Origin of the sequence: Sphingomonas cynarae, assembly GCF_039537815.1 — a bacterium.
Lineage (GTDB): Bacteria > Pseudomonadota > Alphaproteobacteria > Sphingomonadales > Sphingomonadaceae > Sphingomonas > Sphingomonas cynarae.
Window position 1 is genome coordinate 1 of record NZ_BAABBF010000003.1, and the last position, 14,388, is coordinate 14,388.

The 14,388-nt window shown below is 66.1% G+C and carries 13 protein-coding genes; 3 read left to right on the forward strand and 10 right to left on the reverse strand.

The window, feature by feature from the left end; translation table 11 throughout:
* Positions 1-328 precede the first annotated feature (328 nt).
* Both ABD719_RS06625 and ABD719_RS06630 read right to left on the reverse strand, forming a co-directional pair.
* Entirely contained in the window at positions 329-595 is a 267-nt protein-coding gene (locus tag ABD719_RS06625) for a hypothetical protein (protein ID WP_344692599.1), read from the reverse strand.
* 74 nt (positions 596-669) lie between these two features.
* The gene (locus ABD719_RS06630; RefSeq protein WP_344692600.1) at positions 670-930 is read right to left on the reverse strand and encodes a hypothetical protein; all 261 of its coding nucleotides are present in this window, start codon (positions 928-930) and stop codon (positions 670-672) included.
* 178 nt (positions 931-1,108) lie between these two features.
* On the opposite strand from ABD719_RS06630, the gene ABD719_RS06635 reads away from it, so the two are divergent.
* Positions 1,109-4,135, forward strand: a complete 3,027-nt coding sequence (locus ABD719_RS06635; RefSeq protein ID WP_344692601.1) for a TonB-dependent receptor — start codon at positions 1,109-1,111, stop codon at positions 4,133-4,135.
* 87 nt (positions 4,136-4,222) lie between these two features.
* Positions 4,223-4,621: an MAPEG family protein gene (locus ABD719_RS06640; RefSeq protein WP_344692602.1), complete on the forward strand. Its 399-nt coding sequence runs from the start codon at positions 4,223-4,225 to the stop codon at positions 4,619-4,621.
* 6 nt (positions 4,622-4,627) lie between these two features.
* On the opposite strand, the gene ABD719_RS06645 is transcribed toward ABD719_RS06640, so the two are convergent.
* From ABD719_RS06645 to ABD719_RS06680, 8 genes are all read right to left on the reverse strand, one after another.
* The gene (locus ABD719_RS06645; RefSeq protein ID WP_344692603.1) at positions 4,628-5,410 is read right to left on the reverse strand and encodes a metallophosphoesterase family protein; all 783 of its coding nucleotides are present in this window, start codon (positions 5,408-5,410) and stop codon (positions 4,628-4,630) included.
* Positions 5,411-5,456: 46 nt separating this feature from the next.
* Complete coding sequence (locus ABD719_RS06650; RefSeq protein ID WP_344692604.1) at positions 5,457-6,551, reverse strand: catalase family protein; 1,095 nt, start codon at positions 6,549-6,551, stop codon at positions 5,457-5,459.
* 27 nt (positions 6,552-6,578) lie between these two features.
* Positions 6,579-7,388, reverse strand: coding sequence for a PIG-L family deacetylase (locus ABD719_RS06655; protein WP_344692605.1), 810 nt, complete (start codon positions 7,386-7,388; stop codon positions 6,579-6,581).
* Positions 7,385-8,683, reverse strand: a complete 1,299-nt coding sequence (locus ABD719_RS06660) for a Xaa-Pro dipeptidase (protein ID WP_425567125.1) — start codon at positions 8,681-8,683, stop codon at positions 7,385-7,387. Before ABD719_RS06660 ends, ABD719_RS06655 begins: the two co-directional genes overlap by 4 nt.
* Before the next feature lie 64 nt (positions 8,684-8,747).
* Positions 8,748-10,151, reverse strand: coding sequence for a hypothetical protein (locus tag ABD719_RS06665; protein ID WP_344692606.1), 1,404 nt, complete (start codon positions 10,149-10,151; stop codon positions 8,748-8,750).
* Positions 10,152-10,514: 363 nt separating this feature from the next.
* Positions 10,515-11,909: a dihydrolipoyl dehydrogenase gene (lpdA, locus tag ABD719_RS06670; protein WP_344692607.1), complete on the reverse strand. Its 1,395-nt coding sequence runs from the start codon at positions 11,907-11,909 to the stop codon at positions 10,515-10,517.
* 39 nt (positions 11,910-11,948) lie between these two features.
* The gene (locus tag ABD719_RS06675; RefSeq protein WP_192123638.1) at positions 11,949-12,362 is read right to left on the reverse strand and encodes an acyl-CoA thioesterase; all 414 of its coding nucleotides are present in this window, start codon (positions 12,360-12,362) and stop codon (positions 11,949-11,951) included.
* An 8-nt stretch (positions 12,363-12,370) separates the two neighbouring features.
* Entirely contained in the window at positions 12,371-13,747 is a 1,377-nt protein-coding gene (locus ABD719_RS06680) for a pyruvate dehydrogenase complex dihydrolipoamide acetyltransferase (protein ID WP_344692608.1), read from the reverse strand.
* Between the two features lie 134 nt (positions 13,748-13,881).
* Between ABD719_RS06680 and ABD719_RS06685 the strand changes: the two genes are divergently transcribed.
* Entirely contained in the window at positions 13,882-14,337 is a 456-nt protein-coding gene (locus ABD719_RS06685; RefSeq protein WP_344692609.1) for a universal stress protein, read from the forward strand.
* Positions 14,338-14,388: the final 51 nt, after the last annotated feature.

Below are 14,388 nucleotides of genomic sequence, written 5' to 3' on the forward strand. Positions count from 1 at the left end.
GAAGCGCAGCCATCGCACCGGTGTTCGTGTTGACGGACATTGCCATGTGAAATCTTCCTTCTGGAAAGAACGGCTGCTTCTGCGGCCGTGGACCAAACCGGCGGTCCCCCGGCGCGTCGCCTCAAAGGCAACCCGCGCTTCCTTCATGGCGCCATTTCCCTAACAACGGGCAAACACCGGCGTTTTATTGATGGTTAACAACCCATCAATGATGCTTTCTGTAACTTTAACCATTTGGAAAAAGCAACACTCTCGACTGTGAATACGATATGCTGCCCCCCTGTCAGACGAACATAACTATACGCACTCCTGACAAGCCATGCGTCGATCATTCGTCCTCGGAGACGGCCCGTTCCGTCATCTCCATGAACGCCCGGGCTGCGTCCCGATCTGCCGGGTCTGCAAACGCGACATCGAGATCGGGTGCGGCGCCCAGCATGAACATCAGGGTCCATAGCGCAAAACAACGCGACCGGTCCCTTTCCAGCCCGAGATCGACCCGCATATGCTCAAGTCCCGCGGCGAGCGCCGCCGGTGGCACGACGTTCAGGTCGGCAGTGCCGAAATAGCGGCGGATCTGGTCATCGAGGTTCATCCGCCCGGCCTAGCCGATCGCGGCCGGGCCGCAAAAACGACGGTGACGCCGTCGTCCTGACGACCGCGCGATCATTACCGCGTTCCAAATCCGGCCGAATGGCGGTTGCCGTCGTCATTACGATCGCGCCCGGCAAGCACGTTTTCCAATTCGGCGATCGTATGCGGCACATCGAGATGCTGCCCGCCCAGATACAGGCGAAGTCCTTCGCCTTCCGGCACCGCATGCGTCAATTTATCGATATCGACCAATGCCTTGCCCGCAGGCAGCATCTCGATTTGTAGGAAGCGCATCGCCGTTCTTCCTGACATCGGACAGCCGTTACGGCCGTCCATCAACTGTCGAACGTCTGTCATCGCCGTATAGCTTCATCATCAGCCACCGCGACGTTTATGCATCACCGCTCAAATTGCGTGACAGCCTATCATATGCCGAGTTGTCGTTCCTGATCGCCTGTGCCTATCATGCGATGAACGGTGTCGGAAAAGCATCGGTACACAGGAGGAGGACTTCATGGCTGGCCTACACGCCTATCGCCCATACATGCTTGGCAGCGTATCGCTGACCGGCCTGATGGTTGCACTGATCTCACCGATGCCAGCGCTGGCCATGGTGTTGCAAGACACCGCCCAGGCTGCCCCCGCCCGACAACCGACGCCGCAGCCTGGTGGCGCCGTCCCGGCCAACACGGAAGGGCCAACGACCGATCCCAGCGGCAGCGCCGGCAATCCCCAGACGGTGGACGCGGCCGCGACCGGCGAAGGCCCGGACATCATCGTCACCGGCTTCCGGGCCAGCCTGAACAGCGCGCTCAACGCCAAACGCAATGAAACCTCGGCGATCGACGTCATCAAGGCGGAGGATATCGCCGACTTCCCCGACAACAATCTTGCCGAATCGCTTCAGCGCGTACCCGGTGTGTCGATCAACCGTGTCGGCGGCGAGGGACGCGCGATCACGGTGCGTGGCCTGTCGGGCAGTTTCACCCGCGTGCGTGTGAACGGGATGGAGGCACAGGCGATCTCGGGCGCGACCACTTCCGATCGCGGTATTAACACCGGCCGCGGCTTTGATTTCAACGTGTTTGCGTCCGAGCTGTTCAACAATCTCGTCGTCCGCAAGACCGCTGATGCCGAGACGATCGAGGGATCGCTGGGCGCGACCGTCGACCTGAACGTCGCGCGCCCGTTCGATTACAAGGAACCCACGCTCGTGCTGAGCGCACAGGCGGGGTACAACTCGCTGGCGAAGAACGTCGATCCGAAGCTGACCGGCGTCGCCTCGCGCACCTGGGATACGGGGATCGGCCGGATCGGTGCGTTGGTGTCTGCGGCGTTCAGCAAGCGACGTTACTACGAGGATCAGTTCGGATCGGGTGGCTGGAACCCGGCGACGACGGATGGCGGCTTCTGCTCGCCGGTCGGGGTGACACCGGTATCGCCCGCGCTCAATGCCGCGCAGGGCACCGATGCCGCCAATTGTGCGACCGGCGTGGCGCGACCGGCGGCGGGCGATCCGTTGTACGGGCAGGTCAATCGTTCCACCGTCTTCCTGCCGCGCCTGCCCCGATACGGCCGGTTCAACCACAACCAGCAGCGGCTGGGGGTGACCGGATCGCTGCAATGGGAGCCGACCGACGGGGTGGAGATCGGTGTCGACGCGCTGTTCTCCGACTTCAAGGTGAAGCGCGAGGAGAACTGGCTGGAAGGCTTCTCCTTCGCCCGCGCGATCGCCTCACCCAATTTCGGCAAGCCGCAGACCGCGATCCGCGAGGCGGTGTTGCACCCGGCGGGAACCAGCGGCACGCAGGGGATCAATTTCGGCCAGCAGGTGTCCGACATCGCTTACGGCGTGTTTGACGGCGTCGATGTGCGGTCGGATACGCAACATGACCGGTTCCGCAGCAAATTCAGCCAGTACACGCTGCACGGCAAGTTCGACATCACCGACAATCTGGTCGGCTCCGCGCTGCTCGGCATCGCGAAGACCGACTTCAGGCAACAGGATCAGACGACTTTCCTGTTCGGGCGTAACAACACTCGCCAGACGATCGATTTCCGCGACAGCCGCAATCAGCCGACGATCGGCTTCGGCTTCGACGTGACCGATCCATCGCAGTTCACGCTGGCGCCGGGCAGCGCCGAAATCCGTGCCACGCCGTCGACGCTCGACAACAAGAACCGGACGTTTGAATACAACCTCGCCTGGAAATTCGAGGACGGCTTCACACTGAAGGGCGGCCTTCATTACGACAAGTTCGATTTCCTGAATCGTGTCTATCAACGGCCCAACAACTTCACGGTACCGACGCTGTCCGCCAGCGAGTTGGCGGGGCTGACGAAACTGGTGAAGGATTTTGGCGACGGGATGCGCGATGGGGTGTTCCCGACCTCATGGGTCGCGATCGATTACGGCGCCTTCGCTAAACAATATGGCCTCGACAATTATACCGGCACCTTCGCACTGATCGAGAATCTCGGTGCGTCGCGGCGGGTGCATGAGAAGATATTCTCGGCATTCGGCCAGCTCGATTTCGACCTCAATCGCTGGGGCCTGCCGATCCGGGGCAATGCCGGCCTGCGCTATGCCAAGACCGATCTGACCTCGACCGGCTATTCCAGCGGCATCGCCCGGTTCGTGACCGCCGGCAACAAATATGACGACTGGTTGCCGTCGATCAACCTCGTCGGCGACCTGACCTCCAACCTGCTGGTACGGGCGGCGTTCGCGAAAGTCATCACCCGGCCCGAACTCGGCTTTCTCAGCCCCGGCGCCAGCGTGACGATCAGCGGCACGCCCAGCGTGAACGGCGGCAATCCCGCGCTCGATCCGATCCGCGCCAGCACCTACGACGCGTCGCTGGAATGGTATTTCTCACGCAACTCGCTGTTGTCCGTCGCGGTCTTCTACAAGGACATCAATTCCTACATCCAGAACCAGGCGCAGCAGTTGACGTTCAACCAGACCGGGCTGCCGGTCGAACTGATCGCCAATAGCGGCCTCGATCCCAACGTCACGCTGTTCACCGTCAATCAGGCGCGCAACACGCCGGGCGGGCCGCTGAAGGGGGTGGAGGTCAATTACCAGCAGGCGTTCAGCTTCCTGCCGGGACCGCTGGCCAATACCGGCGCGCTGTTCAACTACACGCACGTCCAGTCGAAGATCACCTATTTCCTCGCCGCCAGTGCCGCCAACACCACCAAGCGCGATCTGCTCGGCCTGTCACGCGATGCCTTCAACGCCACCTTCTATTACGAGGACAAGAAAGCGAGCGCGCGTATTTCGGGATCGTATCGTGGGCCGTATATCATCGCCCTGCCCGCCAATAATCCGCTGCAGGATCTGGAGGGGGTCGACAAGAGCCTCGTCTTCGATCTGTCCGCCTCCTATCAGGTGACCGACAAGATCAAGCTGACCTTCGAAGGGCTGAACATCTTCGACCGCTTCTATCGCCAGTTCATCGATTCGACCCGCGACAGCACCTTCGTCTACAGTCACACCGGCCCGCAATTCTATGCCGGGGTACAATATCGGTTCTGACGGCTGACGGGAGGGCCCATGCCCTCCCGATTGTCGGAGCCGCAAAGGGCATGGGGCGTTGGGCCTGCGTCATACGAAGGAACACCCATGCCGACCCTGCCCAACGAACTCGTGCTGCTCGGCTGGTCGACCATATTACTGGTCGTCTACATCATGACCGAGGGTCAGACAGCGACGCGTGATCGGGGACTCGGCTGGAATGCCGGGCCGCGCGACGGCAAGGCGAAGCCGCTGGGCGTGCTGGCCGGGCGGGCGCAGCGGGCGCTGCGCAATTTTCAGGAAACCTATCCGGCGTTCATCGCGCTGGCCCTTGCACTCGCGGTCAGCGGTCGCACCGGCGGTCTGGGCGAGGCGGGCGCGTGGACGTGGTTCGCCGCGCGGATCGTCTATCTGCCGCTGTACCTGCTCGGCGTGCCCTATCTGCGCAGCCTGTGCTGGACGGTATCGGTGCTGGGCCTGATCCTGATGCTCGTCCGATTGCTGTAACGCCAATCAGGCGGGGCGGCCGGCAGCGGTCGTCTCGCTGATCGAATGGCGGGGCTGGTCGTCCTGCGTCCGTACGATCGTTTCGAACCGTGTACCGTCGATCCGGATTTCGTTGAAGGCAGGCGGGCTGTTGCGCACCCGCTTCGACAGGGTACCCGCCCCGATCATCCGGATTGTCCAGCCTGCCCGGTCGACCGGCACGTCGAACGGATCGTGGACATGGCCCGTCAGCACCGCATGGGCGCCGGCGGCCGCGAGATCGGCAAGGGCCACATCGCCGCCATGCGTCTTGGCCGTGCCCTTCGTCCCCCCCTCGATCAGGGGATGATGTGCCGCGACGAAGATCAGGTTGCCCGCCGGCGCCTTCTCGATCAGCGCCAGCGCGGAGCGGAGCGACCGGGGGCTGACATGGCCCTTCGACCAGTTCCATCGCCACTGTGCCCGTGCCGTCGTCTTGAGCGGGACGATGGTGACGCCGGCCAGTTCCAACGGCCGCTCGATCATCTTCTCGATCGCGGCATAGCGCGAATAGGGATTGAGGAAGCGGCGAATCGGGTCCCAGTAATAGGGGATATCGTGGTTGCCGACCTCGACCGTGACGGGCGCGGCGAGACTTTTCAGCCAGGCACCGCCCGCCTCGAACTCCCGCGTGCGGGCACGCATCGTCAGGTCGCCCGTCATGATGACCGCATCGGGGCGTTCGGCCTCGACGCGTTCCTTGAACCAGGCGATCGCCTGTGGGTCTTCCTTGCCGAAATGGACGTCGCTGACGTGGAAAAGAACGGTCATCGCGCCTTACTTCCCGCTCGGCGCGATGCCGTCAACCCGGCCGGCATCAGGGCAGGTCGGCGAGAGCGGCAGGCTGATGGATCGGACAACCGTTGAATTGCCCCCGGTATTCGGCGGAATGGGCGTAGGTATCCTTGCGCGCCCGGTTGACGTTGCCGAGCGGGCGGTGCGCGGCGATACCATGCCAGATGCTGTAGGACAGCGCATCGTCGACCGCGTCGGAGCCGCCATGTTCCCATGACAGTTGTGGTGGCACGTCGAGTGTGGCGACGGTCTGGAACGGACTGTCTTCCTGCTTCCATTCCTTCGTCGGATCCTCGACCGGCATCGTATCCAAATCGCGGTTGAGCTGAACCCGCAATTCCCAAGTGCCGCCCTGTTCGATCAATACCTCGCGCACCACCTCGCGCAGCGCATCGGGGCGATCGGTGGTGGAGACGATATCACCGGTCAGCCGGGTCAGCGCCGGGCTGACCGGGGCCAGCTGGAATTTGGCGACATGATCGCCGTAGCGGAACGGCGTCTGGCTGAAATAGGTCTCGCCGAGTGGATGGACGTTGGCGGCCCCACCCATCTGCTTCAACGTCGCCGATTCCAGCCCGACCGCCTCCAGCGTCGCCTCGAACGCGCGGAGCACGCCGGACAGCAGCTTCTTGCCGCCTTCGGCCTTGTCGGTAGTGCCGGCCAGCAGCTTCAGGTTCTTCGAGAACGCCTTGGCGTCCGGTGCGGCGAAGACGGGCGCGTTGACCATGATGAAGTCCTGCGTCGTATCGCCTTCCGATCCCGGCAGTCGCTCCCCCTCTACCCCGATCACCTTCAGCGCCAGTCCGCGCGGCAGACCGATCGAATCGTCGAGGATGTCGCCGGGATTGGTCGAGAGGCGGATAATGGCTTCGTACCGGCCCGGCGCGGCGAACAAGCCCTGCGCCAGTTCCGGGGGCAGGCCCTCCGCAACGGTCAGCGTACCCTTGGCGATGCCATGCGCCTTGGCGTGAACGGCGCGGACGGCATGGCCATAATCCTGCGAGGTGGTGTCGAGGATCGACTGGAAGGATTCGTTGAGTTGGCCGATCACCTCGGCCTCATCCGGCTGGACGGTTTCCACCGCAGGATCGAACCGGACCGGGGGGTTGATGGCCATCAGGATTCCTTTCGTTTTCGAAAGGAGTTAACGGCCGCCCCGACCCCGTGTTCCGCGAACCGAAGCAATCGCCGCCGCCGCGTGCTGCCGCCAGCGATCGCCGGTGATGGCCCAGCCGAACCGGTCGTACAGGCAGGCGCCTGGCGGGGGCGGCGCGGCGAAATCATGATCGGGGGCGGCGCGCCACCGCTCGACGCGGGGCCGCCAGTCCTCGAACACGCCTGCCTGACTGGCATGCGCGGCCAGTGCCGCCTCGATCCGCGCGGCCTCTGCCGCATTAAGGGGCCGGACGTGTTCGGGATGTGCTGCATCAGGCCAGAATTCCGCCCAGATCCGCTCATCCCCGCGCAGGTGATAGCTGGGAAACTCGACCAGCGCCGGTGGCGGATCGAGACGATCGACCGCCAGCCGCACCGCGCAGGCGACTGCATCGTGATCGGGATGCCCACCCTCATAGGCATGGGTCGCGACCAGCGCGACGCCGGCCAGTTCATCGACGAGCCGATCGGCGATCGCGGCGATGCGCCGCACCGCATCCTGATCGGCAATGCCATGCCCGATCCTGCGGGGCCGTGCCGCCAGCGCGACCAGCGCGGCATCGACCTCGATCGCCCGCGCCGCCGCATAATCCACCCGCGTCGCGAAGCCGAGGCGCCGGGCATCGGTCATATCGCGGGGCGCGCTGTCAGTGACGTGGATCAGCAACGCATCGTCGGCGCGACCGAGCAGCGAGCCGGCAAACAGTGTCTCGTCATCGGCATGGGCGACGACGATCGCGACCGGTTCGGCGATGCGCCCGCCCCCGGCCAGCCGCACCGCCCATTCGTCCGCCGTCATCGGACGGATACGCCGCCCTTGATGACCGCGACGGGACGTTCGAGGACCCGGACATCGGCGAGCGGATCGCCATCGACCGCGACCAGATCGCCCCAGCGACCGACCGCGACCTGCCCGACATCGTCGCGGCCCAGCGCCAGCGCGGCATCGCTGGTGGCGCTGCGGATCGCCTCGATCGGGGTCATCCCCCATTCGACCATCTTGGCGAACTGCAACGCATTCTGGCCTGCGGGGAAGACCGCGCCGTTGTCGGTACCGAACACCATCTTCACCCCGGCGCGGTGGGCGTCGCGGAACGTTTCGCGCTGCTTGCGGCCGATCTGGCGTTCCTTTTCGAGCGACTCCTCATGCACGCCGTTCTTCGCGCCCTCGGCGAGGATGTAATCATCGTCATAGATATCCATCGAGAACCAGGCGCCACGCTCCTTCGCGAGTTTGAACGCGGCGGCATCGGCCAGGCTGGCATGTTCGATCGTATCGATGCCCGCGCGCAGCGCCTCCGTGATGCCGGCGGTGCCGTGCGCATGGGCGGCGACCTTCATTCCCAGCAGATGCGCCTCGTCCGCCACCGCCTTCATCTCGTCATAGCTCATCTGCTGCGCGCCGGGCGCGTCGGTGCGGGACAGGACGCCGCCGGTGGCGCAGATCTTGATGACCTGCGCGCCGTATTTCTTCTGGGTGCGAACCAGCCGGCGATACCCGTCGACCCCGTCGGCAACGGATGGGTTGCGGACGCCCTCGAAACTGGGGGGGAGTCCTTCGCTGCCGTCGCAATGCCCGCCGGTCGCGCCCAGTGCATAGCCGGCCGGCACGATGCGGGGACCGGGGACGTAGCCGGCATCGATCGCCTGTTTCAGCCCGACATCGTTGTAATCGGTCGAGCCGACGTTGCGGACGGTAGTGAAGCCCGCCGCCAGCATCGCCCGCGCATTGGCGACGCCGACCGCCTGCCAGAAGCTGTCGGTGTAATCGAGCCGGCGATAGCCGCTGATCCGGGCATCGGCATCGAGATGGACATGCATGTCGATCAGGCCGGGCAGCAGCGTCCTGCCTGGCAGGTCGATCCGTTCCGCACCCTGCGGGATGACGGGGCGGGCGCCGCCCCGGCCGGTGACGGCGGCGATGCGGCCGTCGGTGATGACGATCACCGGATCGTCGACCACGCGCCCCTTGTCGACATCGACCAGGCGGGCGGCGGTGACCACCACCGTCTTCGCCACCGCCGGCGCGGCCGCCATCCCCATCACCGTCACGCCCGCCAGCGCCATCAGCAGCGCCGCCATTTTCCGCGTCATTCGATACCCCTTTGCGATCGTTCGCGATCATGTCGCAGCCGCCCCCGATCGCCAAGCCCCATGGTCAGGCCATCCAGTCGGCATAGCTTTGCGGCGGCGGCGGCAGGACGATCCGCGCGATCCCGCCGATCGCGATCACCCCGGCCAGCACGGCGAGCAGCACGATCCGCCAGCGCCAGCGCCCGCGCCATGGCGTCCGGCCCAGCAGCACCAGCGCCAGCGCGGTCGCGACCATCGGCCACAGGTGATAGCGCAGATCGGAGGCGATGCTGACGACGGCGAAGCTGGCCTCCAGCGCCAGTGCGGACGCCAGCAGCGCCCGGGCGATCACGGCAGCGGGACCCGCAATCCGCCAGCCCGCGACGATCGCGATAGCCGCGACCGTGATCCACGCGATCGGCCACCCCGCCGGGGTTTCGGCGAGCCAGCCGGCCAGCCGTTCCCATTCGGTAGCCATGCCGCGCGGCTCCGCCAGTCCCAGATCGTTCGGCTCCGACCCGCCGGGCGGCGCGGCGCCGGGCCAGCGGAACGGCACCCACCAGCGATCGGTGGAGTTGAGATGCGCGAGCCGGTGCGCGGCGAAGGCGAGCGGGTGCGACACCGCCGCCATGACGAGCTGCCCGTACAGCGCGCCAGCGGGCCGTCGCCACATCCGCACGGTGGCCGGTCCGCAGCCGGGCGCATCGCCGAGCCGGTCCCAGAAGAACGGCGTGACGCAACGATGCGCGACCAGCGCCCGCCCCTCTGCCGCAGTGAAGCCGGTGGCGCTTCCGTCCGTCCGCGCCGCGATGCCGGCCAGATCGTAGAATGGCTGGGTCTTCTCCACCCCGCTCGGCATCGCGCCCAGCAGGCGGTGGTTGATGGCCGGCGACAGCACCAATGTCGCCGCGACGACCGTCACGACGATGGCGAGGCGACGGATCGGGCCGGTCACCGCCAGTCCGGCGAGCAGCGGCGCGATGGCGAACACCATATTGGCGCGGGCCAGCAGCGCATAGAGCAGGATCGCAGCGACGATCGCCCGCGCCGGCCACGGCACCGTCCGGCCCGACAGCCGGTACGCGACGACGATGCCGACCGCCGCGACCAGCGCCGCGATCGCCTGCGCATCCTTCAACACCACGCCCTGCCAGCCGAGAAAGGGTGGCCACCAGCCGATCGCCGCGATCGCCAGCGCCGCCTGCGGACGCCCATGGCGAAGTAGCGCGGCGGCGATCAGGGCCAGCCCGATCACGTAACCGCCCAGTTGCAGGATCAGCATCGGCCCCGTCCCCGGCCCCAAGATCGCGATCAGGACCGACCAGAGCCGCGCCATGACCGGCGGATGCCAGTCGTCGTAGCGACCGTTCAGCGCCTGACCATATTGCAGGACGCTGTCATATTCGGCGATACCGGGCCAGAACAGCGCGAGCGCGGCAGCGAACGACAGGATCGCGGCGGGCGGGACGAGGCGGCGCGGGTCGCGCATCATGGTGCCGGATCGGACCTACCGGGACGACGGTACCGATCCCCCGAGCGTGGAAAGTCACATCGGAAAGTCACGAACGTCTCATCCTACAGGGGGTGTTCGCGACCGATTCCGGTGGTGTCCGGTGGTGAGAAAGAGCGGTCCTGTTTCGATAGCGTGGAGCGGCGGTGTAGGACACCCCCGGAGCGGAGCGGACCCGCGCCAAGCAACTGGGACGGCCTGTTCGTGCCATGACGGGAAAAGCCCGAAACCCTCCCCCTGCGTCTCGGTCTTCACGACAGCAGATGCCGGAAGGAACACGGCGTGACAACGGGGGGGGACGGGACGGGACGGCACGACGCCACCCCGCCCCGCCGTACCGCATCAGATATGGATGGCCCGCCCGTAGGCGCCCAGCACGCTCTCGTGCATCATCTCGCTCAGGGTCGGATGCGCGAAGACGGTTTCCATCAGTTCCTGCTCGGTCGTCTCCAGCTGGCGCGCGACGACATAGCCCTGGATCAGCTCGGTCACTTCCGCGCCGACCATATGCGCGCCGAGCAGTTCGCCGGTCTTGGCGTCGAACACCGTCTTCACGAAGCCTTCGGCCTCGCCCAGCGCGATCGCCTTGCCGTTGCCGATGAAGGGGAACTTGCCGACCTTCAGCTCGTAGCCGGCTTCCTTGGCCTTCGCCTCGGTCATCCCGACCGACGCGACCTGCGGGCGCGAATAGGTGCAGCCGGGGATGTTGCCCTTGTCCATCTGGTGCGGGCTGCCGCCGGCGATCTTCTCGACCGCGATCACGCCCTCGTGGCTCGCCTTGTGTGCCAGCCACGGGGCGCCGGTGACGTCGCCGATCGCCCAGATGCCGTCGACATTGGTCTGTCCGTAGCCGTTGGTCTTGATGTGGCCGCGATCGGTTTCGACGCCGAGCGCCTCCAGCCCGATCTCCTCGGTGTTCGGCACGATGCCGATCGCGACGATGACATGGCTGAACTCGGTCGTCTCGACCTTGCCGTCCTTGCCCTTGATCGATGCCTTCACCGACGATGCGCCCGGCTCGATCTTCTCGACGCCGGCGCCCTTCAGCAAGGTGATGCCCTGCTTGGTCAGCGCCTTGTCCATGAAGGCGGACACTTCCTCGTCCTCGACCGGCAGGATGCGCGGCAGCATCTCGACGATGGTCACGTCGGCGCCCATGTCGTTGTAGAAGCTGGCGAACTCGACACCGATCGCGCCCGATCCGATGACCAGCAGCTTGGTCGGCATCTCGGTCGGCACCATCGCGTGGCGATAGGTCCACACCCGCTTGCCGTCCGCCTTGGCGAAGGGCAGGTCGCGGGCGCGCGCGCCGGTAGCGACAATGATGTTCTTCGCCTCCAGCTCGACGGTCCTGTCGCCCTGCTTCACCGACAGCTTGCCCTTGGCGGTGATCGTGCCGACGCCCTCGTGGACGGCGACCTTGTTCTTCTTCATCAGGCCCTTGACGCCGGCATTCAGCTGGCCCGCCACCTTGCGGCTGCGATCGACGATCTTGCCGAGGTCGAAACCGGGCTTCTCGCACGACAGACCGTAGGAATCGGCATGGGTCATGTAATGATAGATTTCCGACGTGCGCAGCAGCGCCTTGGTCGGGATGCAGCCCCAGTTGAGGCAGATGCCGCCCAGCCGCTCGCGCTCGACGATCGCGGTCTTCAGCCCCAGTTGCGCGGCGCGGATCGCGGCGACATAGCCGCCAGGGCCGGAACCGAGGATGATGAGGTCGTAGGTCTCAGCCACGTGGGGTCTTCCTTCTCAGCGTCCGGCGTTCGCCGGCAATTACGGATTGGGGGCGGGATCGACCGCGGGCACGCGCCGCGGCTGGCGATCCTCGCCGATCGCGACGAAGGTGAACTTGGCCTCCGTCACCTTGTAACTGCGGTCGTCGTGACGGGCGCGGCGCCAGCTTTCGACCTCGATCGTCATCGACGTGCGGCCGACCTTCGCCAGCGTGGCATAGACCGACACCTCGTCACCGACGACGACCGGGCGGTGGAAGGTCATCCCCTCCACCGCGATCGTGACCGCGCGACCGTGGCTGTGGCGCGACGCGACCGAGCCGGCGGCCGAATCCATCATGCTCATCAGCCAGCCGCCGAAGATGTCGCCATAGGGATTGGTATCCGCCGGCATCGCGATCACGCGGACCGCCGGCAACCCTTCGGGCGGCATCTCGTCGGGATGGACGTCCATCGCCGGGATCAGGCGAGCATGCCGAGCGGCCGCTCGACCAGTTCCTTGAACATCTTCATCAGCTCGGCCCCGTCGGCCCCGTCGATCGCGCGGTGATCGAAGCTGCCGGTCGCCGACATGACGGTGGCGACGCCCAGTTCGCCATCGACGATATAGGGTCGCTTCTCACCCGCGCCGATCGCCAGGATCATGCCCTGCGGCGGGTTGATGACCGCCTCGAACTGCTTGATCCCGAACATGCCCATGTTGCTGATCGAGGCGGTACCGCCCTGGAATTCCTCCGGCTTCAGCTTGTTGTCACGGGCGCGGGCGGCGAGGTCCTTCACCTCCGTGGAGATCGCGGACAGCGACTTGGTGTCGGCTTCCTTCACGATCGGGGTGATGAGGCCCGACGGCGTCGACACCGCGACCGAGATGTCGGCGCGCTTGAAGGTGACGAGCTGGTCCGGCGTGAACATCACGTTGCACTTCGGCACCGCCATCAGCGACACCGCCAGCGCCTTCACCAGCAGATCGTTGACCGACAGCTTGACGCCACGGCTTTCCAGCGAGGCGTTCAGCTCGCCGCGCAGCTTCATCAGCGCGTCGAGGCGCACGTCCACCGTCAGGTAGATGTGCGGCACCGTCTGCTTCGATTCGGTCAGGCGGCGCGCGATCGTCTTGCGCATGTTCGACAGCTTGGCCGTCTCGTGCGGGATATCGGGGATCGCGGCGGGCTTGGCCGCCGGTGCGGGCGTGGCGGCGGCAACGGGCGCGTCGGCCGCAGCAGCCTGCGTCGCGGGCTTGGCGCCGGGCTTGGCATTGTCGACGTCCGCCTTGACGATGCGGCCATTGGGGCCGGAGCCCGACACGGCGGCAAGATCGAGACCCTTGGCCTCCGCCAGCCGGCGGGCGAGCGGGCTGGCCTTCACGCGGTCGCCCGCACCCTTTGCGGGGGCGGCGTTCGCGGTACCGGCCTTGGCAGGACCGGCATCGGCGGGGCGGCCGTGATCCTCGGCCTGTGTCTCGGTACGGGGGGCGGCATCGCCCTCGTTACCTTTGGCGTTGGGATCGGCGGGGTCGGGGCTGCCCTTGAACTGCGTATCGGCGGGCTGCGGCGTTTCCGCCTTCGCGGCCGGCGCGTCGACCGCGGATGCGTCCTCGCCCTCCTCGACCAGGATCGCGATGACGGTGCCGACCTTCACATTGTCGGTACCCTCGGCCACCAGCACCCGGGCGACGACGCCTTCGTCGACCGCTTCGAATTCCATCGTGGCCTTGTCGGTTTCGATCTCGGCCATGATGTCGCCGGACTTGAGGGTATCACCCTCTTTCACCAGCCATTTGGCCAGCGTGCCCTCTTCCATCGTCGGCGACAGCGCGGGCATCTTGATCTCGATCGGCATGAATGTCCTCGGGCGTTCCGTATCAGGCCGCTTCTCTCGCGCCCCCGCTCGCCCCGGTCAACCCCGCGCGCTTGCATGACCGCCGATCGACCGGCAGACAGGAGCGGCAAGGGCCGCGATTTGGGGGAGCGCACATGCGGATATATCTGGTGGTGATCGATGAAAGCCCCGAAGCCGAGATCGCGCTCCGCTTCGCCGCGCGGCGGGCGGTGAAGACCGGGGGCGGCGTGGAGATACTGGCGCTGTTGCCCCCGCAGGAGTTCATCGCGTTCGGCGGGGTGCAGGCGACGATCGAGGAGGAGGCGCGCCATCAGGCCGAAGCGCTGGTCGAACGCGCGGCGGGGGCGCTGTTCGTCGAATCGGGGCTGACCCCCGCGATCACCGTGATGGAGGGCGAAGGGCCGAAGGTGATCCGCGACGTGATCGCGGGCAACGGCCAGATCGCGGCGCTGGTGCTGGGCGCGGCGGCGTCGGGCGCACCGGGCGCGCTGGTCACCGCCTTCACCGGCGCGGACGCGGGTGCCCTGAGGGTGCCGATCATGGTCGTACCCGGATCGCTCAGCCCGGAGGAGATCGACCGGCTGAGTTGAAGCCGGTCCGGCCCTGTCGCCATATCGTCTTCATATCGCCACGGACCTGTC